Consider the following 23039-nt stretch of genomic DNA (forward strand, 5'->3'; position numbering starts at 1 on the left):
GCACAGCAACCGCAACCTCGACAGCGACAGCACCGCAACCGCAGTTCCTCAGTCCTCCCCAGCCTCGGCCGGGGCGCGCCGGCACTGCACCGCAACGCGCGGCGCGCCCCGCCCTCCCTCGCACGCGTTGCTCGCGCGCGCCGGCCGCTCAGCACCGCACGCTCGACAGCCGGCGCACGACGACCGCTCAGCAGCCGCCGCGAACGACGCCCGGCCACCACTCCCGGGCGGGACTGAAAGGGGCAGTCGCTGAGCGGGACGCCCTGCGAAGTAAGCACAGAGCCGACGAACGAGCGAAGCGAGTGAGTCGGCGAGGCGCGCAGCGAGCAGCGCGACCGCTCAGCGGCTGGGGCTTTCAAGACATGCTGAGTGGTCTACCGAGCACCAACGACCGAGTCTATTTATAAGCACAACCGGTCAACAGCTGCGAGTTTTAAGGCATGCCAGGTGGTCTCACAATCGATGGTGACACCAGATCGACCGAACAAAGACAAACCAAAATCCCCAACGAGACTCAGTACGTCGGCGACTCCTCGGGTTCGCCGTCGCGAGCGTTGACGACGCGAGCGATGGTGAACAGCGCGTCCGAGAGGCGATTCAGGTAGGCGACGACCTCCTCGTTGATCGCCTCCTCGCGGGCGAGCGCGACGGCGCGGCGCTCCGCGCGGCGCGTGACCGAGCGCGCCTGGTGGAGCGCCGCGCCGGCCTCGCTGCCGCCGGGGAGGATGAACGACTGGAGCGGTTCGAGCTCCTCGTCGAACTCGTCGATCCAGTCCTCGAGCTGCTCGGTGTGGCCCGGCTCGATGGTGGGGTCGCCCTCGTCGGGCTCGGGGTTCGCCAGGTCGGCCTGCGCCACGTGGAGGTGGTTCTGGATGGCCGAGAGGATCTCGTCGACATCGTCGTACCCCGAGGGGCGGACCGTCCCGACGACCGCGTTCGCCTCGTCGACGGTCCCGTAGGCCTCGATCCGGGGGTGCGTCTTCGAGACGCGCTCCATCGTCCGCAGGTCGGTCTGGCCCTCGTCGCCGCGACCGGTGTAGATGGTCATGCGAGTGTGCGCTCCACGTACTCGAGGATGTTGGCGCTCTCCGCCATCGTGACGCCGCGTTCCTCGTCCACGAGTACCGGTACCGCGCGCTGACCGCTCACGTCCCGAACCTCGTTCCGCCGCGAGTGCAGCGCCTCCACCCACTGCGTCTCGTACTCGATGCCGGCCTCCTCGAGCGCGTCGTGTACCTTCTCACACCACGGACAGCCGTCGAGCGCGAACAGCGTGATCGACATGCCCGAGGATTCGTGAGACGGGGCTATGAAAGTTGCCTCGTACAGGTCGGGTTCGGCCCCGGCGAGTGACCTTCACCTGTCGTCGCCGGCGACGCCCTCCGAGCGGAACTCGGCGACCGTCTCGCGGTCCGGCAGGGCCGTCATCGCGCCCTCGCCGGTCGTCGTGACGGCCGCCACGGCGCTCGCGAACGCCAGCACCTCCCCGAGCGGTTCGCCCTCGTACAGCGCCAGCAACGCGCCGGCGGTGAAGGCGTCCCCGGCGCCGGTGGTGTCGACCGGTTCCACGTCGAAGCCGTCGTAGGTCACCGTGGCCGGCCCCCAGGGTGCGTCCGCCGTCGCCGACGCGAACGCGCCGGATGCGCCCATCGTCAGGAACACCGTATCGGGACCCAGTTCGTGGAGTGCCTCGGCCAGTTCCGCCGGCGAGTCGCCCTCGATGCCGGCCGCGGCAAGGTCCTCCTCGGAGGCCTTCACCACGTCGGCGTGGCCGAGCATCTCGGCGAACAGCGCCGGGAAGTCGTCCTCCCACAACTCCGGGCGCGCGTTCGGGTCGAACCAGACCTTCGCGCCCTGCTCGCGGGCGCGCTCCGCGAGGTCGAGCGTCGCCTCGCGCGAGGAGCCGGACGCGAGGGCAACCCCGCCGACCGAGACCCAGTCGAGGTCGGCGAGCACCGCGTCCGGGACCGCTCCGGGTTCCAGTCGCGTATCTGCGGTGCCGTTCCGGTAGAAGGAGAACTCGCGGTCCGCGTCCTCGTCGTGCGCGACGAACGCGAGCGACGTCTTCGCGTCGGGGTCGCTGACGAGGAATCGCTCCGGTAGCCCCTCGTCGACGAGGGTTTCGAGGAGGTCCTCGCCGAACGGGTCGGCGCCGACGCGCGTCCAGAACCACGGGACTTCGCCGAGCCGGGAGAGGGCGACCGCGACGTTCGCGGGGGCCCCACCAGGTCGGCGCGTAAACGTCTCTACCGACGAGAGCGGGCCCCGACTCCCGGGGAGAAAGTCGACGAGCGTCTCGCCGGCGACGAGAACGGACGGGTGCATATCCGATCGTGGCACGGGCAGTTCCTAAAACCTCCGCGGCTTCCGGTCGTCGCGACCACCGTCGCTGCGGCAGCCGGTCGGCGCGACCACCGTCGCTGCGGCAGCCCGTCGGCGTGACCCTCGTCGCCGCGGCAGCCCGTCGGCGCGACGACGTGTCGTGGTCGCTACCGCGAGATGCCGTCGCCTTCGTCGGCGACGACGGCCCGGACCTCCGCGGGCGTGACGACGGCGACGTCGCCGGCGATGGTCCGCTTGAGCGCCGCGGTGGCCGCGGCCCACTCCAGCGACTCGGGCACGGAGCCGTCCCGCAGCCGCCGGGCGAGGAACCCGCCGACGAAGGCGTCGCCGGTGCCGACCGCGTCGTGCGTCTCGGTCGGGAACGACTCCTGCTCGTGGACCGAGCCCTCGTGGAGCGCCAGCGCGCCGTGCTCGCCGCGCGTCACGACGACCGTGTCGTGGTCGAACTCGTTGCGGAACTCCGTCGCGACCTTCGTCGGGTCGCCGGTCAGGTCGAACAGCGTCTCCGCGTCGCGGCGAGCCACGACGAGGACGTCGACGCCGGGTAGCAGCTGGGTGAGCGTCTCGCGGGCCTCCTCCGGCGTCCAGAGCTTCGCGCGGTAGTTGACGTCGAGGACGGTCCTCGTGTCCGCGTCGCGCGCGACGGCCAGCAGGTCGGCGGTCGTCTCCGCGAGCGTCCCGCTGAGTGCGGGCGTGATGCCGCTGACGTAGAACACGCCGGCGTCGCGGACGCGCTCGACGGCGAGCTCGTCGGCCGTCGCCGTCCGGACCGCGGCGCCCTCGCGGTCGTAGACGACGTTGGTGCCGCGGGGCTCCCCGCCATCCTCGAGGTAGTAGGTCCCGACGCGGCCGTCGTCGCTCCACGCGACGGCGGGGTCGACGCCGTGCGAGCGCACGTCGGTGGCGACCCGCCGGCCGAGCGGCGAGTCGGGGAGCTTCGAGAGCCACGCGCTGTCGACGCCGAGGTGCGCGCCCGCGGCGGCGACGTTGCTCTCGGCGCCGCCGACGTGGAGGTCGAGGCTGTCGGCCGATTGAAGGCGATCGCCGTCCGGGGCCGCGAGTCGCAGCATCGACTCACCGAAGGTAACGAGGTCGGTCATGGTCGGTCGTCGCAGGCCGGCCTGAAGACTCTCCCGGACGCAGCGCTGGAGGCTGGACTCCTTATAAACGCGGCGTCCGTGGCCACGAGATTCCCCTCGGTCATCGTCGCGGAATCAGGCCGGGTCGAACAGCGTCTCGCCCTCTACCATGTGGTCCTCGACGGTGTCCAGGTCGAGCGTGACGCCGATGCCGGGCTCTTCCGGGATCTCGATGTAGCCGTCCTCGATGACGTCCTCCTCGACGAGGTCGCTCCACCAGCCGAGCTCGTAGGAGTGGAACTCGACGGCCAGCGAGTTCGGGATGGAGGCCCCGACGTGGGCGGACGCGACGGTGCCGACCGGGGAGGCGACGTTGTGCATCGCGACGGGGACGTAGTACTGGTCCGCGACCTGGGCGATCTTCCGGGTCTCGCGCATGCCGCCGACCTTCGGCATGTCGGGCGCGACGACGTCGACGGCCTGGTTCTCGATGAGCCGGCGCAGCTCCGTCACGCGGTAGCGGTTCTCCCCGACCGTGATGGGCGTGAGCGTCGACTCCGTGACCGACTCCTGGACTTCGAGGTTCTCCGGCGGGACGGGGTCCTCGAGCCACCAGACGTCGTACTCCTCGATCTCGGCCGCGAGCCGCTTCGCGCTGCCGCCGGAGAACGTCCAGTGACAGTCGAAGGCGACGTCGGCTTTGTCCTTCACGCGCTCCGTCACCTGCTCGACGATCTCGGCCTTGTGCCGGATCTCGCCGGGGCGCAGGTGGCGGTTCGCGCGGTCCTTCTCGTGGCCCGAGGGCACGTCGAGGTCGAACTTCAGGGCATCGTAGCCGAGCTCCTCGACGACGCGCTCGGCCTCGTCGGCGCAGGCCTCGGGGTCGGCCTCGGCCTCGGTGTGACAGTCGCAGTACACCCGCATCTCGTCGCGGTACTTGCCGCCGAGCAGCTGGTAGGCGGGGACCTCGAGGATCTTGCCCGCGAGGTCGTGCAGCGCCACCTCGATGCCCGAAATCGCCGTCACCGTGACGCCCTCGACGGACCCCTCGCCGGACATCTTCTGGATCAGGTGCTCGTAGAGGCGGTCGATGTCCAGGGGGTTCTCGCCGACGAGGAACGGCGTCATGCGCTCGATGAGCTCCGGCACGCCAGCGCCCCAGTACGCCTCGCCCGTGCCGACGACGCCCGCGTCGGTGTACACGCGGACGAGCGTCCACGGGAAGTTCCCGTCGACCATCGTCGTCTGTACGTCCGTGATCTCGACGTCCCGACCGCCGCCACGTTTGGCCGTCACGCCCATGGTCTCCGCGGAGAGATCGCGCATCGTGTACTCCGCGTTCGGGTCGTGAAGGCTCTCGTAGTCCCGGCTCATGACTCCGTATTTAACTACGTTTGAAGTAAAAGTTTCGTAGATTCGTGGGCTCGGCCGCGCGGCGCCAGCCCAGCCTACAGCAGGTCCAGATCCTGCAGGTCGGCTTCGAGCGCCTCCCGGTCCGCGTCGTCCATCCCGCGGAGCGGCTCCCGCAGGGATCCGACGTCGAAGTCGACGTTCCGGAGCGATAGCGCGGCTTTCACGCCGGCCATGTAGGGGCCGCGCTTGAGCGCCGACCGGACGTCGTACACTCGGCTCTGGAGCTCCGTCGCCCGTTCCCTGTCGCCGTTGTCGTAGGCCTCGTACAGGTCGACCACGAGCTCCGGGAAGACGTTGGCGACGGCCGACACCATCCCCGTACAGCCCACGTCAAGCCCGGGTTTCAGCAGCGAGTCCGACCCAACGAGGAAGGTGAGGTCGGGGTTGTCGTCGATAGCCTGGCCGAGCCACGGCACGTCCTTGCTGGAGTCCTTCAGCCCCGCGAGGCCGTCGAGCGCAGCGATCTCGGAGAGCGCCGACAGCGACAGCGAGTTCCCGGTCTTGCTCGGGATGTGGTAGACGTACACCGGCAGGTCGACCGCCTCGACGACGCGCCGATAGTGTGCCACCGCGGCCTCGTCGTCGAGCGGAAAGTAGTAGGGAGTGACGACGACCACCCCGTCCGCGCCCGCGTCGGCCGCGCGGCGCGCATGCGAAACGGTCTGTTTCGTCCCGGGCGCGCCGACGCCCGCAATGACCGGGACCTCGTCGCCGACCTCCTCGACGACCGCGCGAACGACGCGTTCCCGCTCGTCGCCGGAGAGCAGCGGGAACTCGCCGTTCGTGCCGAGCGGAAAGACGCCGTCGACGCCGCCGTCGACGACGAACCGTGCGTGGGCCGCAGTTCCGGCCTCGTCGAGCGTGCCGTCCGCCTCGAACGCGGTCACCGTTGGGGGAACGACGCCCGCGAGCGAGAGCGGGTCGTCACGCCCCGGTGACGGTGCAATGTCTGGCATGCTTCCGGGTTCTAACGGTCCGGTCTTAACGATTCCGACGCCGGTACTTCGGATCTGTGTAAAAGTTCCGACGACGAGCCGAACCGGAGACAGTCCATATATTTAAATCAGAATCCGCCACCAACGGCGCTATGCCCTGATCAGCCGCCGCGGGACCGGTCGAGACGGGAGTCGTGGCGAACCGTCCCGCGTCCGAAGCGTCGTCGCCGGCGGCATCGCCAGCCGCGATCGCCGCCCAACATCGCCGCCCAACATCGCCGCCCGCCGTCGACGGCGACCGTTCAGCCACCTGTTCGCTACTCGAGAGACGCCAGTCGGTTGAGTGCGTACGTCATCCGGAGGGGATCGCCGGCGTTGCCGCGGTCGAACACCAGCTCGTCCGTGTTCATCACGTGGTCGAGGACGTCGCGGGAGGCGTGCTCGGGAGCCGCGGCGAGCCCGGCGTCCGCCTCGTCGATCCACCGCATCACGCGCAGGTCGCTCTTCGAGTCGCCCATCACCAGCGCGAACGGGTCCTCGATGTCGAGCACGTCGAAGGCGGCCTCGACGCCGACGACCTTGTTCAGCTCCAGCGAGCCGATCTCCGCCGCGTCGGCCTCGTAGTAGGCGACGTCGATACGCTCGAAGACGTCCGTTACCGCGTCGGGAATCGCCTCGGCCTGCAGCTCGGGCTGGCCGCCCTGCTTCTCGAGGACGCCGCGTATCTCCGGGTCCTGCGCGGCGTAGTAGGCACGGCTCCAGTTCTCGAACGGGCCGTCGACGGAAAGCGCCTCGGCGACGGCCTCGCCGAGCAGGTCCAGCTGATAGACGAGCGCCTCGTCGATGATCTCGCGGGCCCGGCCGCTCCCGGTCTCGAAGTTCGGCTTGAGGGTGACGTTGAACTCGTTGCCCTGGAGGTGACAGCCGTGCCGAACCGTCTCGGGCGCATCCGGGAGGATCCGCGAGCGCACGCGGTCGAACACGCCACGGATGTTATCGTCGAGATCGTCGTACAGCAGCTGCTTCGTGTGCCGGCCGTGCCCCGGCGTGAACACACCTGTCCCGGCTTCGTAAACGATGCTCAGGTTCCCCGAGTGGACCATTTCGTTGCCGAGCCCCTGGATCATGAATCCCTTGACGTTCTCCAGCGTCTGTCCCGTGCAGACGACGATGGGAATCCCGTCCTCGTGAAACTCGGTCAGCAGGTTGAGCGTCTCGCGCGGGATCTCGTTGTCGGTGCTCCCGGCCGAACGGAGCGTCTCGTCGACGTCGAGGACGAGCACGTTGACGCCGCGGTCGTGTTTGCCGAGCAGATCCAGCGCGGTGAACGCCTGCTCGCGGGTCGCGTACGACGCCAGCTCGGCGAACGTCTCACCCGTCTCCGGGAACGCCCGCCGGATCTCCGCGCGCCGCTCGTCGAGTTCCTCGCTCGCGTTCTGCCAGTGCTCGAGCGCGACGCGCGAGTCCACCGGCGGGAACACGTCGACGAAGTCCTGGTACGCGCGCAGCGTCTCCGCGTCGAACTCCTCGTACAGCCGATAGAGCTGGTCGTGGCGTCCCATAGGTGAAACAGGACCGGGAGCGACAAAGCCGCTCCGGCGAGAGTCGGTTCGAGAATTTACTCAGTTCACAATAAATCTTTTGTCGGTGCGGATAGAAGAGTCGGACATGAAGGCTATCGTGGTCCGTCGCGGGTCCGAAACCCCGGCGGTCATCGAGAAACCTCGACCGGACCCCGGGCCGGGCGAGGCGCTGGTGCGGACGCTCCGCGTGGGCGTCGACGGAACCGACCGCGAGGTCATCGCGGGAAGCCACGGGGAATTCCCCGAGGGCGAGGACCATCTGGTGCTGGGTCACGAAGCGGTCGGGGTCGTCGAGGACCCGAACGGGACCGATCTCGAGCGGGGCGACGTCGTCGCGCCGACCGTCCGCCGCGAACCGAGCGGCGGCGGCAACGGCTACTTTGAACGCGGCGAGCCGGACATGGCGCCGCCGGAGGACGCCCTCGAACGAGGGATCGCGGGCGCCCACGGGTTCATGGCCGAGTACTTCACCAGCCCCGCGGAGTATCTGGTGGCGATGCCGCGGGAGTTCGCTGCCGTCGGCTTCCTCGTCGAACCGATCAGCGTCTCCGAGAAGGCACTGGAGCTCGCCGCCGCCTCGCGGTCGTCGTTCCAGTGGGAGCCGGAGACGGCGCTGGTGCTCGGCAACGGCTCGCTCGGCCTGCTGACGCTCGCGATGCTGGACGAGTACGACCGCACCTACTGTCTCGGTCGCCGGGACCGACCGGACCCGACGATCGACCTGATCGAGGAGCTGGGGGCGACGTACGTCGACAGCCGCGAGACGCCGGTCGACGAGATCGCGGCCGTCCACGAACCGGCCGACCTCGTCTACGAGGCCACCGGCTACGCGCGCCACGCCTTCGACGCCGTCGAAGCACTCGCCCCGAACGGCGTGCTCGCGCTCCTCGGCGTCCCCGAGTCGTGGCAATTCGAGGTCGACGGCGGCGACCTCCACCGCGACCTCGTGTTGCACAACAAGGCGGTCGTCGGCAGCGTCAACTCCGGCGTCGGCCACTTCGAAGCGGCCGTCGACGCCCTCTGTGACATCCCCGGCTGGTTCCTCGACGCGTTCGTCACGGGCGTGTTCGCCCCGGAGAACTGCGAGGAAGCATTCGTCGACGACGAAACGACCATCAAGACCGCGGTCCAATTCGACACACTATGAAGAACGTAGACGACCTCATCGACAGCGCCGCCGGACTGGCCGAGCGCGGCCTCTCCAAGGGCGAAATCGCCGACGAACTGAACGTTTCCCGCGAGACCGCCTCGTGGCTGGTCGAGCGCGCCGACGGGACGCAGACGGAGCGGGAACCGGTCGAAACCGCGAGCCCCCACGACATCCACGTCGACTGGTCCGCACTCGGTCGCGACAGCGACCGGCTCGCACACACCGGCGCGTCGATGGCGGACCTCCTCTCGAAGCGTGGCGAGGACGTCGACCTCACCGTCGGCATCGAGAAGGCCGGTGCGCCGCTCGCGACCGTCGTCGCCCGCGAGCTCGACACGGATCTCGCGACGTACGCCCCACGGAAACACCAGTGGGAGGAGGGGGACATCGAGGAGCTGGGTGGCTCCTTCTCCCGCAACTTCGCCGGTATTCGCGAGCGGGAATGCTACGTCGTCGACGATACCATCACGTCCGGGACGACGATGGAGGAGACGGTGAAGGCGATCCGCGAGCAGGGCGGCACCCCCGTGGCCTGCGTCGTCCTCGTCGATAAACAGGGCGTCGACGAGGTTGCTGGCGTTCCCGTGTACTCGCTCCTCCAGGTGCTTCGCGTCGGCAACGGGGAGTGATCGGGGATCGACGTGCGGGACCCGGCGAGCGTAGGGAGTGACGAGAGTATTAAATGGTGGCGGGAAGGTGGTTCGTGTATGAGCAGCGACCTCCGCGAGGAACTCGAGCACGTCGGGTCGGTTTTCGACCTCGGCGAGTACGAGGTCGAGGCGTATCTCACGATCCTCGAACACGGCGAGATGACGGCTTCGGAGATCGCTGAGGGGACGGACATCCCCCAGCCGCGGGTGTACGACACCGTCCGTGACCTCGCCGACAACGGACTCGTGGAGATCCGGGAGTCTCGCCCGATGAAGGTACTCGCGGTGGACCCGGAGGAGGCGTTCGGCAGCATTCGGGGCTCGCTCGACCAGCTCGTCGACGACCTCGAGCAGCGATACACGGCGCCGACGCGCGCGCAGGAGGCCGTCTCCCTCGTGAAGTCGCGGTCGACGATCCTCCGATACCTCGGCGAGATCATCGAGTCCGCGGAGTACGAGCTCGTGCTCTCGCTTTCCCCCGACCTGATGGGGCGGTTCGAGGAGGAGCTCGCCGAGCGGCGCGAGGCCGGCGTCACGATCGACCTCCTGCTCTCGCCGGCTCGCGAGGTCCCGGACGCCGACGAGTTCGATTACGAGTCGGTCGCGACGCACGCGCGAGTGCGACGGGGCGTGACGACGCCCATCGTCGCCGTCGCCGACGGGACGTACTCGCTGTACACGACCCAGCAGGCGCTCCGGAACGACCAGAACCGCTACGGCGTCATCTTCAATCGCTCCGAGCTCGGCTTCCTCGTCTCCGGCTTCCTCAACACGGTGGTCTGGACTTCCGCGACGACGCTCACGCGGACGACGGACGAGCGCCCCTGGCCGCGACGCTACGCGACGATCCGGCGGTGCGTGGCGGATCTGGAGGCGGAGGAAGGCGACTTCTACGCGACGATCCGCGGACGAGACGTCGAAACGGGCGCGAACCGGACCGTGTCGGGCCGCGTCGTCGACGTTTCCGTGGGGACGAACCGCGAAACCGCGGCGATGACCGTCGATACTGACGGCCAGCGCATCGACGTCGGCGGGCAGGTCGCCGCGCTCGAGGCGGTCGAGGCCCACGAGATCGCCATCGATCGTGAGAAGCCTCCCGACTTATAAAGGGAGCTGCCTACCTGTCCAGTTGACCAGGAGTCAACGCCACAGGTCGAAGTAGGTTGTTGCGGGCGGCCTGCGGGCACCGTATCGGACTGATTGGGGCACAAAATCGGCCACCAGGGACCACCTCGCGAGTATTAACTCAATATATAATTAACATTCGGTAAGTTTAAGGTAGTAGTCACACACCATCGAACGAAGCAGAATCCCCTGATAATGACTCACGACGACACTCCACTTTCACGGCGAACGATTCTTAAAACGACTGGCGCGGCCGGAGCGGCCGGCCTCACCGGTCTCGCGGGCTGTGCAGGCGATGGCGGCGAGGGCGGCGACGGCACGGCGACGGAAGACGGCGGCGGCAGCGACGGTGATGGCGGCAACGCCCTCGAGATCGTCCACTGGTGGACAGCCGGCGGCGAGAAGGAGGCGCTCGACGCGCTGCTCTCGGGATTCAAGGAGGCCTACCCCGACGTGGAGGTCGAGAACAACCCGGCCCCCGGCGGTGCCGGCAGTGCGCTGGACACGGTCATCAAGAACCGCGTCCTCAACGAGGACCCGCCGTCCACGTTCCAGATCTGGCCCGGCAAGGCGCTGTTCCCGTACACGGACGCCGACCTCTTGAACGACATCTCCGAGAGCGTCTGGGGGAAAAACGACATGAAGTCGGCCTACCTCGACGGTGTGCAGGCCGCCGCGAAGGGCGGGACCGAGAACTTCGTCTCGGTGCCGATCAACATCCACCGGCTCAACAACCTGTTTTACAACAAGTCCGTTGTCGAGAGCGCGAACGTCGACCCCGAGAGCATCAACGACCCGAACCAGCTGCTCGACGCGCTGGACACGATTGCCCAGGAGACGGACGCGACGCCGATGGCTCACCAGACCCAGGCGCCGTGGTCGACCGTCCAGCTGTGGGAGACCGTCTTCATCGGCGAGCAGGGCGTCGGCGAGTTCGAGGACTTCATCGCCGGCAACGTGGAGTCCCTCGAAAGTGAGGTCAAGTCCTCCCTCGAACGCGTGAAAAGCTACAGCGAGTACTTCCCGGACGACGCCGGCTCCATCTCGTGGGACACGGCCAACTCCGCGGTCGTCGAAGGCGAGGCCGCCTTCATCCACCAGGGCGACTGGGCCGCCGGGCAGTACAAGGCGTCCAGCGACTTCGAGTACGACACCGACTGGGGCAACACCGCGTTCCCCGGCACGAGCGGCGTCTACTCGCTCGTGATGGACTCGTTCGTCTTCCCGACGAACAACCCGTCGCCCGAGGCGACGCGGAAGTTCCTCACCTACGCCGGCACGAAGGACGCCCAGCGCCGCTTCAACGCGAAGAAGGGCTCCATCCCGCCGCGCACTGACGTCTCGATGGACGAGTTCGGTCCCTTCCTGCAGGCGCAAAGCGAGGACTTCGCGAACTCCAACGAACAGCCCACCACCATCGCCCACGGCACGGCCGTGCGGCCCTCGGTGAAGAGCAACATCGAGAGCGCCTTCTCGAGCTTCCTCGAGTCGTGGGACGTCGACGCGACCTACGACGAGCTCGTGTCGGCGTTCGACGTCTAATCGCTCCGCCAGATGCTCCGCGCCGTTTTCAATTTCTTTCGCCGCTCGGACAGCGACGGCCACGCCGGGTCGGGGACCGCCGAGACCGACGGGCTCCGAACCGACGGCGGCACCGCGGAGGCGCCGCCCGAGCCGACAACCGGAGGTGACGCCGCCGTGAGCCGCCTGAAGGACGCCGTCGACGGCGAGTTCGCGCGCTCCATTCCGTTCTGGGGGCCGCCCGCGTTCCTCGTCACGCTGTTCGTCTACGGCGCTATCGGCTGGAACACGATCATCTCGCTGACCGACTGGAACGGGCTCGGCCAGCCCCAGTACGACTCCTTCGACCTCTCGATGTACACGCAGCTGCTGGCGGATCCGACGTTCCGCGTCGCCGCGCGCAACACGGTCGTGTTGCTCGTGGCGTTCACCGTCGTCACGCTGGCGCTGGGCCTGTTCCTGGCGATCCTCGTCGACAGGGGCGTCCGCTTCGAGAACGGGTTCCGGACCATCTACCTGCTGCCGATGAGCCTCTCGTTCGTCGTGACGGCCATCTTCTGGTCGTGGATGTACAACCCGGACATCGGGCTCATCAACGAGCTGCTGCGGTTCGTCGGCCTGGGCGCGCTGACGACGGCGTGGATCTCCGACCCGACGACGAAGCTTGGGGCCGTCGTCTTCGCGCTCACCTGGCAGTTCTCCGGCTACGCGATGGTCGTCTACCTCGCGGGGTTACAGGCGATCCCGCGCGACCAGTACGAGGCCGCCCGCATCGACGGCGCCAGTACCGTTCGGATGTACTGGCGAGTCATCATCCCGCAGCTCCGCTCGGCGACGACCAGCGCTGCCGTCGTCCTGATGGTGTTCGCGCTGAAGGCGTTCGACTTCATGTTCGTCATGTTCGGGACCCAGCCCGGTCCCTCCGCGGACATCCTCGCCGTGATGATGTTCCGCGAGGCGTTCGCGAAGACCAACTGGGCGTACGGCTCCGCCATCGCGATGGTGCTGTTCCTGATGACGCTTGGCGTCATCGGGCCGTACCTGTTCCGGCAGCACCAGCGAGGTGAACTATGACCGAGGACTCCACACACCGCGCGGACGACGACGACCGGTTCGCCCCGACCCTCTCCGAGATCGACCTCGGACAGGTAAGCATCTACGCGACCCTCGTTGTGATGGTCGCGTTCTACCTCGCGCCGCTGGAGACGGGGCTGATGACGGCGTTCAAGACGCAGGAGGCGTTCTTCGCGACGTCGCCGTTCACTCCGCCCGGCCCCGGCCAGTTCGCGTTCGACCCGTGGCTCCAGGCGTGGGACCGACTGGCGCCGGGGCTGGTCAACAGCCTCCTGTTCGCCGTCCCGGCGACGGTGCTGTCGGCGCTGCTCGGCTCGATGGCCGCCTACGGCCTGACGAACCTGAACTGGCGCCACCAGATCCTCGTGCTGCTGCCGTTCGTCGCCGGCGTGTTCATCCCGTACCAGTCCGTGCTGGTGCCGCTGACGCAGTTCTGGTCGGCGGTCGACCTCGGCACGTTGCTGGCGGGCGTTCCGTTCCTCGCCGACCGCACGGGGCTCATCGAACTCGCGATCACGCACACGGCCTACGGTATCCCGATCTGTACGGTCCTCTTCCGGGGATACTACCTCTCGCTGGACGAGGAGATGCTCGAGGCGGCGCGGCTGGACGGCGCGACGCCCCGGCGCATCTATACGAAGATCGTCCTCCCGCTGTCGAAACCCATGTTCGCGGTCGCGCTCATCTACCAGTTCACGAACATCTGGAACGACCTGCTGTTCGCGCTGGTGCTGGTCAGCGACCCGAGCAACGCACCGGTCACCATCGCGCTCAACACGTTGAAGGGGTCGATGGTCCAACAGTACAACGTCCAGATGGCGGGCGCGTTCCTCGCGGCGCTCCCGACGCTCGCTATCTACGTCCTGTTCGGCGAACAGTTCGCGAAAGGCGTCGCAGGTGACACATAATGGCACAACTCAGCCTCGATTCGGTCACGAAGCGCTTCGGCAACGTCCTCGCGGTCGAGGACGTCACCATCGACATCGACGACGGGGAGTTCCTCGTGCTCGTCGGGCCCTCCGGCTGCGGGAAGTCGACCACGCTCCGGACGATCGCCGGCCTGGAGACGGCCTCCAGCGGCGACATTCGGCTCGGCGACACGTCGCTGACGGGCAAGCGCCCGAAGGAACGCGACATCGCGATGGTGTTCCAGTCGTACGCGCTGTACCCGCACATGACCGTCCGGGAGAACATGGCCTTCGGCCTCGAGGAGTCGACCGACCTCGCCGCCGACGCTATCCAGCGGAAGGTCGAGGACGCCGCGGAACTGCTCGACATCACGGAGCTGCTCGACCGGAAGCCGGGCGAGCTCTCCGGGGGCCAACAGCAGCGCGTCGCCCTCGGCCGCGCCATCGTCCGCGACCCGGAAGTCTTCCTGATGGACGAGCCGCTCAGTAACCTGGACGCGAAGCTCCGCGCGGAGATGCGGACGGAGCTCCAGCGCATCCAGGAGGACCTCGACACCACGACCGTGTACGTCACCCACGACCAGACGGAGGCGATGACGATGGGCGACCGCATCGCCATCCTCGACGAGGGACAGCTCCAGCAGGTGGGCACCCCGCTGGAGGTGTACCACCAGCCGGCCAACCAGTTCGTCGCCGGCTTCATCGGCGAGCCGTCGATGAACTTCTTCGAGATGGAGGTGCAGGGCGACCGCCTCGCCGGCGAGCAGTTCCCGTACCCGCTCTCCGCCGAACACCGCGAGGCCGTCGGCGACGCGACGCGCGTGACGCTCGGGATCCGCCCCGAGGACGTCGAGCTCGTCCCCACCGTCGAAACCGACCACGACTTCGAGACGGTCGTCGACGTCGTCGAACCGATGGGCGACGAGAACGTCGTCTACCTCTCGTTCGCCGCCGACGAGGAGCATGCCTTCGTCGCGACCGTCGACGGGATGCGCTCCATCGACGCCGGCCAGCCGGCCGTCGCGCGCTTCCCGGAGGAGGCCATCCACCTGTTCGACACCGTGACCGGCGAAGCCCTCGCCAACCGGTCGCTCGACCGACTCGAAACGACCGAGCCGGAACTGTAGGCGGACGGTCGCGACGCTCCATGGGCGGTCGCGACAGTCCGGCGGTCAGTCCTCGACGGCGTACTTTAAAAGGACCGGACCACAGAGCGCCGCTACTCGAAGGCCCGCAGCCCCTCGTAGCAGGCTCCGATCGGGTGATAGCCCGGTTCGACCGCCGGTCCCTCGTCGGCCGGCACGCGCTCGTTCTCCGCTGTCAGTTTCGCGTACCAGTTGCCGCCGGGCGCGACGAGGTGGGAATCGGCGTAGTCCCAGAACTGGTTGTAGCGCTCGTGGTACTGCCGTTCGTCGGTGTGCTCGAATAGCGCGGCCGCCGCACCGATGGCCTCGGCGACGGGCCAGCCGTACTTGTCGGCGATGACCGGCTCGCCGTCGAAGTCGAGCGTGTAGTAGAACCCACCGCGCTCCGCGTCCCAGCCGGTGAGCGCCTCGTCGAACAGCTCGCGGGCGCGCGCCAGCAGCCAGTCGTCGTCGCGATGGCGGGCCAGCCCCGCGAGCAGCTTCGCCCACTCGGCGTGGTGGCCGGGCTGGAACCCCCACGGCCGGAACTGGTGTTCGGGGTCGTCGCGATTGTAGTCGTGATCCGGCTCCCAGTCGGCCGTGTAGTGCTCCCAGATCCGGCCCTCCGCGTCCGCGAGGTCGACGGTCATCCGGCGGGCGATCGCCAGCGACCGGTCGAGGTACGCAGCGTCGTCGGTCGCCTCGTACGCCGCGAGGAACGCCTCGCAGGCGTGCATGTTCGGGTTCTGGCCCCGGTAGGATTCCCGGGGCTTCCAGTCCGGTCCCTGCACCGGTCCGAGCAGCCCGTTCTCGTCGCGGAACCGGTCGTCGAGCAGCGTGGCGACGCGGTCGGGGTCGGCGCCGTCGACGCCGGCGGCCGCGGCACGGGCGTGCGCGAGGAGCACGAACGCGTGACCGTACGGCGATCGACGGTCGTCGACCACCTCGCGACCGTCGAGGAGCCAGGCGTAGCCGCCGCCGGTGTCGGCGGCGCCGTCGCTCGCGCCGCCGCCCGCGGACTGTCGGTGGGCGGATTCGAGGAACTCCAGCCCGTGTCGGGCCGCCGAGGGACACCAGCCCGGACCATCGAGGGTCGCCCCCAGCGCGAAGTTGCTCACGAACCGGCAGGTGGCGACGAGATGCCGGGAATCGGGGTCGTACACCGCCCCCGTCTCCTCGTCAAGCTGTGCGACGTGGCCGCCGACGGACTCGTCGCGGCAGGTTGGATAATAAAAGGAGAGCACGTCGAACAGCCGCTCGCGAAGCGCTTCGGGGTCGTCGTGAGCCATCGTCGAACTCTCCGTGGGCGGGCGAGTTATAATCCCCGACAGCGACGAGCGGCGGCGTCGCCGTCGATCCCCTCGAAGTTTCGACCCGTGACTGTTCCGGGTGCGTCGATCACTGTCGCGTACGCCCCGCTTGGCGTCTCCTCGCCGACCCGCTACAGCCGCCCGTTGAAGCGAGCGATGCCCTCAGATCGATTCCGACAGCGCGACGACGATGCCATTGGTCCACCCGAACCCGTACTGGAGCGGGTACTCCCCGCTGTCCGCCGCGGTCGAGACGGACCGAACGTCGTACTTCTCCGCCATTCGTCCCGTCTCCTCGAACGCCGAGCGGGCCAACTCGACCCACCGTTGGGCGATCTCGTCCGCAAGCTCGTCGTGGCCGTACCGGCGCAGGCCCTCGACCGCCATCCAGTGGAGAGGGGCCCAGCCGTTCGGGGCGTCCCACTGCTCGCCGGTCTCCTCCAGCGTCGTCACGAGGCCGCCCGGATGCAGGAAGTCCTCGCGGAGCCGCTCCGCGACCATCTCGGCCCGGGCCGGGTCGGCAGCCCCGGTAAAGAGGGGGACGACGCCCGCGAGCGTGAGCCGGTCGACCGGCTCGCCCGCGGTCCAGCAGTAGTCCACGTAGAACCCCTGCTCCTCATTCCAGAAGCGATCCTCGATAGCCGCCTGCCGGCGCTCGGCGGCGGCCACGTATCGGTCGGCGGCGTCGCTCCGGCCGGTTCGGCGGAGCCACTCCGCGAGCGTGGACTCCACGCCGTACAGGACGGCGTTCAGGTCGATCGGCGCGAGGTTGGTCGTCCGGATCGACGACAGGTCGTCGCTGTCGGTCAGCCACCGGGAGCTGAAGTCCCAGCCCGACTCGCAGGCCGCCCTGACGTCCCGAAACAGTTGCGGGCGCTCCTCGACCGGCACTTCGCTCGCGAGCGCGCGATCCTCACGGTAGGACTCCGGACGGGGACGGGCCCTGTCGTCCCAGAACCGGTTCACGACGGTTCCGTCCGGGAGCGCGACCGTCCGCCGGTCGCTCCGACGGCCGGCGTCCGGGTCGAGTCGGTCGCGGCCGTCCATCCAGAAGGCGTACTCCGTTTCGAGGGCTTCCACGTGCGGCTCGACGGCCTCGAAACCGCGCTCCCGTTCGAGGACGCGGAGCATGCGGTAGAAGAGCGGCAGCTGCGACCGGCTGTCGTAGTAGACGCGGTTCCCCAGGGGGACGAAGCCGAAGCGGTCGATCAGCGACCGGAAGTTTTCGACCATGCCCGTCACGACGTCCAGTCGGTCGCTTTCGGCCAGCCCCTCGATCGTGAAGTAACTGTCCCAGTAGTACGACTCGCGGAAACGGCCGCCCGGAACGACGTGCGGGTTCGGCAGCGGGATCAGCGTCGAGCGAGCGTCGTCGAGCGGCGCCGCGTCGCCGTCCTCGTCGCCCTCCCGAGACGGACCGGTCGCGGCGTCCTCGTCGAACTCCCGAGTGAGTGGACCCCAGAGCGCGTCGACGTACTCCCTCATGGTCAAGTCGGGGTCGAGGTCGGGATCGGCGGCGACCTGTCCGGGGACGCGGAAGTGCTCCTCGACGAAATCGTCGAGGTCGAACGTCGCTTCACCACGATCGGCGAGATAGTGCTCGAAAACCAGACTGGAGTCGCCACGAAGCTCGGCGTCGACGAGCCGCTTGCTGTCCTCGAAGGTCCCGTGCTCCTGGACAGCCCGGAACAGTTCGCCGGAGATCTGCAGGTAGCGACTATAGTCGAACTCGCGAGAGGGCATTGCTCGCAGTTTATTATAGTATTAATAAATAATTGTTGGACTATCCCGCGATATCAACGGCTTGAGCGCATCTACCCGACAGCTTACAAGTGCATTAAGAATGATTAATTATAAGTGCAGTAAACGATTCTCATCGGACAACCTGATGACCCGCATCTCCATGCGGTCGGTTAGCAAGTATTTCGACGGGGGTGACACGGTCGCCAACTACAAACTCGATCTCGAGATTAACGACGGCGAATTTCTCGTGTTCCTCGGCCCATCCGGTTGCGGGAAGACGACCGCCCTCCGGATGATCGCCGGGCTCGAGACGCCCTCCGACGGAGAGATCCATTTCGACGACGAACGGGTGGACGGCAAACAGCCCGCCGACCGGAACGTCGCGATGGTCTTCCAGAACTACGCGCTGTACCCGCATATGACCGTCCGGGAGAACATCGAGTATCCGCTCAAGATCCAGGGCGTCCCCCCGGAGGAACGGGACGAACGCGTCGCCGAAACCGCGGAACTACTCCACATCGAGGAGGAGCTCGACAGCGACCCCGCGGAGATCTCCGGCGGGCAGCGGCAACGGACCGCGCTCGCGCGAGCGATCATTCGGGAGCCTTCCGTGTTCCTTCTCGACGAGCCACTCAGCAACCTGGACGCGAAGCTCCGCCTCGAGATGCGGTCGGAGCTCAAACGCATCCAGAGCGAACTCGGCATCACGACCGTCTACGTCACCCACAACCAGGAGGAGGCGATGAGTATGGGCGACCGGATCGCGGTGATGAACGAGGGGACGATCCGTCAGGTCGCGAAGCCCGAGGAGCTGTACGAGCGCCCGCGGTCCACGTGGGTTGCGAACTTCATCGGCTCCCCCCCGATGAACCTTTTCGAGGGTACCCAGGAAGACGACATCGTCGACCTCGCCGGGGGGAACGCGATCCCGGCACGGAACACGGCGGCGTCCGAAACGGTCTCCGTCGGGGTCCGGCCGGAGGACATGTCGGTGACGCCTGACCCGCCCGAGACCGACTGGACGATAGGCGGGACCGTCGAGACCGTCGAGCCGCTCGGCGAGTACGTCCTGGTCAACGTCGACGTTGCCGGGGAGCTCGTGAACGTCAAGGTCCCGTCCACCGACGTCGACCCGGGTCAGCAGGTACACCTCACGTTCGAGCCCGAGGACGCGTACCTCTACGACGGGGACGGCGAGCTCGTCGCCTAACACCATGTCTATCGAACACGCACTCGATCGCGACGTCGACTGGGAGAAACTGAAGGCGATCCTCGTCTTCATGGTCCCGGGACTCACGCTGTTCACCATCTTCTCCGTCGGACCGATGGCGTACTCGGCCGTCGGGAGCTTCTTCGCGTGGGACGGATTCACCATGCAGGGGTTCGTCGGGCTGGAGACGTGGATCACGACGCTGCAGAGCGATGCGGTGATCAACTGGAGCAACGTCCGCTCGCTCGAATACCCGATGGGGGCGCTCCCCCAGAACCTGATCTGGATGGCCATCCACGTGCCCCTGAGCACGCTCCTCGGCCTCGGCCTCGCGCTGCTCTTCGCCGACCTCCGTGGGCGACGGATCCTCCGGTCGATGGTGTTTCTCGCGTTCACCACGCCGACGGTCGTCATCGGCCTCGTGCTGCTGTTCGTCTACGACCCGCAGGCCGGGATCTTCAACGAGCTGCTCCGCGTCATCGGGCTCGATGGACAGGTACGGAACTGGATCAAGGAACCGCAGATCGCCATCTACGCGCTGATCGCCGGGGGAGTCTGGGTGCAGACCGGGTTCAGCATGCTCCTTTACAGCTCGGCGCTCGCCGGGATCGATCCGTCGTTGCTGGAGTCCGCACGGATCGACGGCGCCGGGAGACTCCGTCGGTTCAAAGACATCATCTGGCCGCTCGTCAAGCCGGTGACGGTGGTCGTGGTTATCATGGGGATGATCTGGGTCCTCCGGATCTTCGCCATCGTGTACGCCGCCGGCGGTCCCTCCGGGGGCCCGAACGGGGTGTACTCCGTGCTGGGCCTGGAGGTCTATCAGGCTGCCTTCTCCATCCCCATCGACTACGGCGGCGCCATGGTTATCGCACTGATAGAGCTGTTCCTCGCCCTGCCGATGGCGTGGTACATCGCGCGAATGGACTGAACTCCCATGACCGACACACAACACACGGACGACCCGTCCGAGTCGGCGACGACGAGCAGTCGTCCCGACGGCGGCACACGCGTCCGACACGACGTTCCGGATACGGCACCGACGGACGACCAGGACCTCCGCGACCGGCTGACGGCGGCGGTCCCGTCTACCCCCAGACTGCTGCGCTACGCCGCCGCGATCGGCGTGGCGCTGCTGTGGCTGGTCCCGCTGATCGGCCTGTTCATGGCGTCCGTCCGGCCGCTCAACGAGATCATTCAGGGCTGGTGGCACCTGGAGAATCCGACGATAACCTTCGCGAACTACGCGCAAGCGTGGACCTACGAGTCCGGGCCGCTCCGACAGGCCCTGATCAACACGGCCATCGTCACGATCCCGTCCGTGCTCGTCGTGACGCTACTGGGGACGATGGTCGCGTACCCGTTCGCCCGGTTCGACTTCCCGCTGAAGACGGGGCTGTTCTTCCTCCTCATCGTCGTCATGGCGGCACCGCCGGAGCTCATCGCGATGGGGAACTACAACACCCTCCGCGGGACCGGCATGTTCGACACCTACATGGGACTCGTGTTGGTGCACATCGGCTGGGGGATGGGCTGGGTCGTGATGTTCCTCCGGAACTACCTGCTGGGCCTCCCCAAGGAGCTCGAGGAGGCGGCGCGCATCGACGGCGCCTCGCGCTACCAGATCTTCAAGTCGATCGTGTTACCGTACTCGGCGCCGGCGCTCGTCTCCGTGGCCGTCGTCCAGTTCACCTGGGTCTGGAACTCCTTCTTCTTCCCGCTGGTGTTCATGCGGTCCAAGGAGAAGATGCTCGCGCCGCAGGTGCTGCCGCTGATGAAGGGGCGGCTCCAGATCGACTGGGGGCTCGTCGCCGCGGGGTCGATACTGACGATGGTCGTCCCGATCCTGCTGTTCGTCGCGCTGCAGCGGTACTACAAGCAGGGGATGGTCGCGGCGGTCGCGGACTGACGAGGCGTGCGGTTCCCGCTCCGTCCGGTCAACGGGTCTTTTTAAACGTCGATCCTTTCGGCCGATGCTGCCTTCAAACGACGGCGCTCCGGCCGATGCTGCCTTTTGAATGCCGACGCATCCAGCCGATGCTGCCTTTTAAGCGCCGCCGTCGTCGTTCGGTTCGCGCGCTCGATCGACGCGGTCTCGCCGCGGCCCTTCCTCGTGTGCACGACGGCGGGTTCACGACGGTCGTGCGCGGAACGCACGGGCGTCGGGAGCGGTCGGGGGCGGCGACGAACGACCAGTGACGGGGACGAAAAGAGAGCCGCGAGCCGGCGCGGAGCGGACCGCGATTCGACCTCAGTACGGAAGCATGTATGTGGCGGTCGCCAGCAGCGCGAGACCGATCGTGAGCAGCTGCGAAACGAAGAACTCCTTCGAGGAGGCCCAGCCGAAGTACAGCAGGGCCCCGACCGGCGCGGCGGCGATCACCGAGGGCCAGAATCCCTTGGTGAAGAGGATCGCGAGGAACCCCGTACTGATGAGGATGAGGACGTCCATCCCGAGCGAGACCGGGTTCCGGCGGCGGAGCTCCGCGAGGTCGAACATCCCCCCGAGGAATCGGGGATCGGTTCCGTCCGTCGAGTTCGAGCTCATCGTCAGTTGGAGAGCGTCTCCTCGTGGGCGTCATCCAGCGCGGACACGATCTCCGCGGTTTCCGTATCGGGGGAGGCCCAGAGTCCCTTCAGCTGGGACCAGAACTCCTCCTGGAAGGGGTTCCCCAGCGCGTCGTCGAGGTCCGGAACGATCGTGACGTCGGCCGCGATGTCCGACAGGTTCGCCATAACCTGGAGCTCGTAGGCGTCGTCCGGGACCTGCGTGTTGGACGCGATAAATCCGCCGCGCTCGGCCCAGACCTGCTGGCCCTCGGCGGAGACGAAGGAGCTCACGGCCTCCCTGGCCGCGTCGACGTTCTTGGAGTACTTCGGGACGGTGAACCAGTTGACGCTCGAAGCGACCCCGTCGACGCCGGGCAGTCGGAAGACGCCGAGGTCCGAGGGGTCCTTGACCGCATTCTGAGCGGGAGTGAACGACCCCATGAAGTACAGCGGATGGGTGTTCTCCCAGAAGTACTCGTACTGGACCCCGAACTTGCGCATCTTGCTGAAGTACCCCTCGTCGTGGAGCGTCTTGATCTCCTCGAAGGCGGTTGCAACGCGGTCGTCGGTAAAGGAGGCGTCCCCGCTGATGAGGTTCTGCTGGAGCGCCGCCCCGCTCTCCTGCCGCATGAAGAAGCCCTCGGTGACGTCGCTGAGCGGCCACCCTGCACCGCCGCCCGAGGCGATGGGGGCGTCGACGCCCTCGATTCCCGAAATCGTATCGAGGAGACCCACGAACTCGTCCCAGCTTTCGGGTTCGGACAGGTCGTGCTCGTCGAAGAACGATTTCCGATACCAGAACCCGGGCTTGATGTCCATCTTGAACGGCGCGGCGTACACCTTACCGTCGACGGTGACCCGCGAGGGATCGACCGCGAAGTCGTCGGCGTTCCACGTGTCGCCGAGCGGCGCGAGGTGCCCGTTCTTCGCGTCGGAAACGATCCGCGCTGGCGACGGCATGACGACGACGTCCGCGGGCGCGACGCCGGACTCGTAGTCCATCAGCGTCCCGGTAAGCAGGGTGTCAGTATCCCGGGGATGGTACTCGAGGCCGATCCCGGTGTTCTCCTCGACGAAGCTCATCACGGCACTGAAATCCTCCTGTTCGCTCCCCGACCAGACACCGGTGATGTCGACGGAGGAACCGCTCTCACCGTCGCTCGAATCGGTAGCGTCCGAACCGCCGCCCTCACTGGAGCCGCCGAAACAGCCGGCGAGCCCGGAGGTTCCCACGACCGATGCAGCGCCTGCCGTTTTGAGCACGTCGCGTCGCGTTCGGAGTGATCCTCGTTGATCGTCCGGCATGTTACATAGGAGAGAT

The 23039-nt window shown here is 67.5% G+C and carries 21 protein-coding genes; 10 read left to right on the top strand and 11 right to left on the bottom strand.

Features of this window, described 5'->3' with window-relative positions; genetic code table 11:
• Positions 1-514: 514 nt before the first annotated feature.
• The 7 genes from ACQE3M_RS11405 to ACQE3M_RS11435 form a co-directional block, all read right to left on the bottom strand.
• The gene (locus tag ACQE3M_RS11405; RefSeq protein ID WP_430505733.1) at positions 515-1048 is read right to left on the bottom strand and encodes a cob(I)yrinic acid a,c-diamide adenosyltransferase; all 534 of its coding nucleotides are present in this window, start codon (positions 1046-1048) and stop codon (positions 515-517) included.
• Positions 1045-1284: a glutathione S-transferase N-terminal domain-containing protein gene (locus ACQE3M_RS11410; protein ID WP_430505734.1), complete on the bottom strand. Its 240-nt coding sequence runs from the start codon at positions 1282-1284 to the stop codon at positions 1045-1047. The genes ACQE3M_RS11405 and ACQE3M_RS11410 overlap by 4 nt, the downstream gene beginning before the upstream one ends.
• A 72-nt stretch (positions 1285-1356) precedes the next feature.
• Positions 1357-2325 (bottom strand): carbohydrate kinase family protein, encoded by a 969-nt coding sequence (locus ACQE3M_RS11415; protein WP_430505735.1) that lies wholly within the window; start codon positions 2323-2325, stop codon positions 1357-1359.
• Positions 2326-2489: 164 nt separating this feature from the next.
• Positions 2490-3443: a bifunctional 2-dehydro-3-deoxygluconokinase/2-dehydro-3-deoxygalactonokinase gene (kdgK1, locus tag ACQE3M_RS11420; RefSeq protein ID WP_430505736.1), complete on the bottom strand. Its 954-nt coding sequence runs from the start codon at positions 3441-3443 to the stop codon at positions 2490-2492.
• Positions 3444-3557: 114 nt separating this feature from the next.
• Positions 3558-4796 carry a mandelate racemase/muconate lactonizing enzyme family protein gene (locus tag ACQE3M_RS11425; RefSeq protein WP_430505737.1) on the bottom strand — a complete coding sequence of 413 codons (1239 nt, stop codon included), beginning with the start codon at positions 4794-4796 and terminating at the stop codon, positions 3558-3560.
• A 74-nt stretch (positions 4797-4870) separates the two neighbouring features.
• Positions 4871-5791 carry a dihydrodipicolinate synthase family protein gene (locus ACQE3M_RS11430; RefSeq protein ID WP_430505738.1) on the bottom strand — a complete coding sequence of 307 codons (921 nt, stop codon included), beginning with the start codon at positions 5789-5791 and terminating at the stop codon, positions 4871-4873.
• Positions 5792-6087: 296 nt separating this feature from the next.
• Positions 6088-7332, bottom strand: coding sequence for an HAD family hydrolase (locus ACQE3M_RS11435; RefSeq protein WP_430505739.1), 1245 nt, complete (start codon positions 7330-7332; stop codon positions 6088-6090).
• Positions 7333-7438: 106 nt separating this feature from the next.
• On the opposite strand from ACQE3M_RS11435, the gene ACQE3M_RS11440 reads away from it, so the two are divergent.
• The 7 genes from ACQE3M_RS11440 to ACQE3M_RS11470 all read left to right on the top strand — a co-directional run bounded on the left by ACQE3M_RS11440 (position 7439) and on the right by ACQE3M_RS11470 (position 14908).
• Complete coding sequence (locus ACQE3M_RS11440) at positions 7439-8500, top strand: glucose 1-dehydrogenase (RefSeq protein ID WP_430505740.1); 1062 nt, start codon at positions 7439-7441, stop codon at positions 8498-8500.
• Positions 8497-9132 carry a transcriptional regulator GfcR gene (gfcR, locus tag ACQE3M_RS11445; RefSeq protein ID WP_430505741.1) on the top strand — a complete coding sequence of 212 codons (636 nt, stop codon included), beginning with the start codon at positions 8497-8499 and terminating at the stop codon, positions 9130-9132. Before ACQE3M_RS11440 ends, gfcR begins: the two co-directional genes overlap by 4 nt.
• A 78-nt stretch (positions 9133-9210) precedes the next feature.
• Positions 9211-10260, top strand: coding sequence for an HTH-type sugar sensing transcriptional regulator TrmB (trmB, locus tag ACQE3M_RS11450; RefSeq protein WP_430505742.1), 1050 nt, complete (start codon positions 9211-9213; stop codon positions 10258-10260).
• Between the two features lie 213 nt (positions 10261-10473).
• Complete coding sequence (locus ACQE3M_RS11455; protein ID WP_430505743.1) at positions 10474-11820, top strand: ABC transporter substrate-binding protein; 1347 nt, start codon at positions 10474-10476, stop codon at positions 11818-11820.
• Between the two features lie 12 nt (positions 11821-11832).
• Positions 11833-12873: a carbohydrate ABC transporter permease gene (locus ACQE3M_RS11460; RefSeq protein ID WP_430505744.1), complete on the top strand. Its 1041-nt coding sequence runs from the start codon at positions 11833-11835 to the stop codon at positions 12871-12873.
• Positions 12870-13781 carry a carbohydrate ABC transporter permease gene (locus ACQE3M_RS11465; RefSeq protein WP_430505745.1) on the top strand — a complete coding sequence of 304 codons (912 nt, stop codon included), beginning with the start codon at positions 12870-12872 and terminating at the stop codon, positions 13779-13781. Before ACQE3M_RS11460 ends, ACQE3M_RS11465 begins: the two co-directional genes overlap by 4 nt.
• Complete coding sequence (locus tag ACQE3M_RS11470; protein WP_430505746.1) at positions 13781-14908, top strand: ABC transporter ATP-binding protein; 1128 nt, start codon at positions 13781-13783, stop codon at positions 14906-14908. The genes ACQE3M_RS11465 and ACQE3M_RS11470 overlap by 1 nt, the downstream gene beginning before the upstream one ends.
• A 92-nt stretch (positions 14909-15000) precedes the next feature.
• Here the strand turns inward: ACQE3M_RS11470 and ACQE3M_RS11475 are convergent, their stop codons facing one another.
• Both ACQE3M_RS11475 and ACQE3M_RS11480 read right to left on the bottom strand, forming a co-directional pair.
• On the bottom strand, positions 15001-16194 hold the full coding sequence (locus ACQE3M_RS11475) for an AGE family epimerase/isomerase (RefSeq protein ID WP_430505747.1): 1194 nt from the start codon (positions 16192-16194) through the stop codon (positions 15001-15003).
• Positions 16195-16377: 183 nt separating this feature from the next.
• Positions 16378-17958, bottom strand: a complete 1581-nt coding sequence (locus ACQE3M_RS11480) for a trehalase family glycosidase (RefSeq protein ID WP_430505748.1) — start codon at positions 17956-17958, stop codon at positions 16378-16380.
• A gap of 160 nt (positions 17959-18118) precedes the next feature.
• Here ACQE3M_RS11480 and ACQE3M_RS11485 point away from each other — a divergent pair, with 160 nt between their 5' ends.
• Genes ACQE3M_RS11485 through ACQE3M_RS11495 form a run of 3 tightly spaced genes read left to right on the top strand, consistent with a single transcriptional unit; the run spans position 18119 to position 21077 of the window.
• Positions 18119-19168, top strand: a complete 1050-nt coding sequence (locus ACQE3M_RS11485) for an ABC transporter ATP-binding protein (protein ID WP_430505768.1) — start codon at positions 18119-18121, stop codon at positions 19166-19168.
• 4 nt (positions 19169-19172) lie between these two features.
• Positions 19173-20099, top strand: a complete 927-nt coding sequence (locus ACQE3M_RS11490; RefSeq protein ID WP_430505749.1) for a carbohydrate ABC transporter permease — start codon at positions 19173-19175, stop codon at positions 20097-20099.
• A 6-nt stretch (positions 20100-20105) separates the two neighbouring features.
• Positions 20106-21077 carry a carbohydrate ABC transporter permease gene (locus ACQE3M_RS11495; protein ID WP_430505750.1) on the top strand — a complete coding sequence of 324 codons (972 nt, stop codon included), beginning with the start codon at positions 20106-20108 and terminating at the stop codon, positions 21075-21077.
• A 342-nt stretch (positions 21078-21419) separates the two neighbouring features.
• Here ACQE3M_RS11495 and ACQE3M_RS11500 read toward each other — a convergent pair whose 3' ends face one another.
• The gene (locus tag ACQE3M_RS11500) at positions 21420-21716 is read right to left on the bottom strand and encodes a hypothetical protein (protein ID WP_430505751.1); all 297 of its coding nucleotides are present in this window, start codon (positions 21714-21716) and stop codon (positions 21420-21422) included.
• A gap of 2 nt (positions 21717-21718) precedes the next feature.
• On the bottom strand, positions 21719-23023 hold the full coding sequence (locus ACQE3M_RS11505; protein ID WP_430505752.1) for an ABC transporter substrate-binding protein: 1305 nt from the start codon (positions 23021-23023) through the stop codon (positions 21719-21721).
• Positions 23024-23039: the final 16 nt, after the last annotated feature.

This window comes from Halosubterraneus shenae (genome assembly GCF_050510935.1).
GTDB lineage: Archaea > Halobacteriota > Halobacteria > Halobacteriales > Haloferacaceae > JBDGPU01.

Bases quoted from the DNA above. Each gene is read 5' to 3' on its own strand.
- ACQE3M_RS11455 (WP_430505743.1), top strand. From the start codon at position 10,474: ATGACTCACGACGACACTCCACTTTCACGGCGAACGATTCTTAAAACG.
- ACQE3M_RS11440 (WP_430505740.1), top strand. From the start codon at position 7,439: ATGAAGGCTATCGTGGTCCGTCGCGGGTCCGAAACCCCGGCGGTCATC.
- ACQE3M_RS11460 (WP_430505744.1), top strand. From the start codon at position 11,833: ATGCTCCGCGCCGTTTTCAATTTCTTTCGCCGCTCGGACAGCGACGGC.
- ACQE3M_RS11470 (WP_430505746.1), top strand. From the start codon at position 13,781: ATGGCACAACTCAGCCTCGATTCGGTCACGAAGCGCTTCGGCAACGTC.
- ACQE3M_RS11465 (WP_430505745.1), top strand. From the start codon at position 12,870: ATGACCGAGGACTCCACACACCGCGCGGACGACGACGACCGGTTCGCC.
- ACQE3M_RS11435 (WP_430505739.1), bottom strand. From the start codon at position 7,332: ATGGGACGCCACGACCAGCTCTATCGGCTGTACGAGGAGTTCGACGCG.
- ACQE3M_RS11475 (WP_430505747.1), bottom strand. From the start codon at position 16,194: ATGGCTCACGACGACCCCGAAGCGCTTCGCGAGCGGCTGTTCGACGTG.
- ACQE3M_RS11430 (WP_430505738.1), bottom strand. From the start codon at position 5,791: ATGCCAGACATTGCACCGTCACCGGGGCGTGACGACCCGCTCTCGCTC.
- ACQE3M_RS11500 (WP_430505751.1), bottom strand. From the start codon at position 21,716: ATGAGCTCGAACTCGACGGACGGAACCGATCCCCGATTCCTCGGGGGG.
- ACQE3M_RS11495 (WP_430505750.1), top strand. From the start codon at position 20,106: ATGACCGACACACAACACACGGACGACCCGTCCGAGTCGGCGACGACG.
- ACQE3M_RS11480 (WP_430505748.1), bottom strand. From the start codon at position 17,958: ATGCCCTCTCGCGAGTTCGACTATAGTCGCTACCTGCAGATCTCCGGC.
- ACQE3M_RS11490 (WP_430505749.1), top strand. From the start codon at position 19,173: ATGTCTATCGAACACGCACTCGATCGCGACGTCGACTGGGAGAAACTG.
- kdgK1 (WP_430505736.1), bottom strand. From the start codon at position 3,443: ATGACCGACCTCGTTACCTTCGGTGAGTCGATGCTGCGACTCGCGGCC.
- ACQE3M_RS11415 (WP_430505735.1), bottom strand. From the start codon at position 2,325: ATGCACCCGTCCGTTCTCGTCGCCGGCGAGACGCTCGTCGACTTTCTC.
- ACQE3M_RS11410 (WP_430505734.1), bottom strand. From the start codon at position 1,284: ATGTCGATCACGCTGTTCGCGCTCGACGGCTGTCCGTGGTGTGAGAAG.
- ACQE3M_RS11485 (WP_430505768.1), top strand. From the start codon at position 18,119: ATGCGGTCGGTTAGCAAGTATTTCGACGGGGGTGACACGGTCGCCAAC.
- trmB (WP_430505742.1), top strand. From the start codon at position 9,211: ATGAGCAGCGACCTCCGCGAGGAACTCGAGCACGTCGGGTCGGTTTTC.
- ACQE3M_RS11425 (WP_430505737.1), bottom strand. From the start codon at position 4,796: ATGAGCCGGGACTACGAGAGCCTTCACGACCCGAACGCGGAGTACACG.
- ACQE3M_RS11505 (WP_430505752.1), bottom strand. From the start codon at position 23,023: ATGCCGGACGATCAACGAGGATCACTCCGAACGCGACGCGACGTGCTC.
- gfcR (WP_430505741.1), top strand. From the start codon at position 8,497: ATGAAGAACGTAGACGACCTCATCGACAGCGCCGCCGGACTGGCCGAG.
- ACQE3M_RS11405 (WP_430505733.1), bottom strand. From the start codon at position 1,048: ATGACCATCTACACCGGTCGCGGCGACGAGGGCCAGACCGACCTGCGG.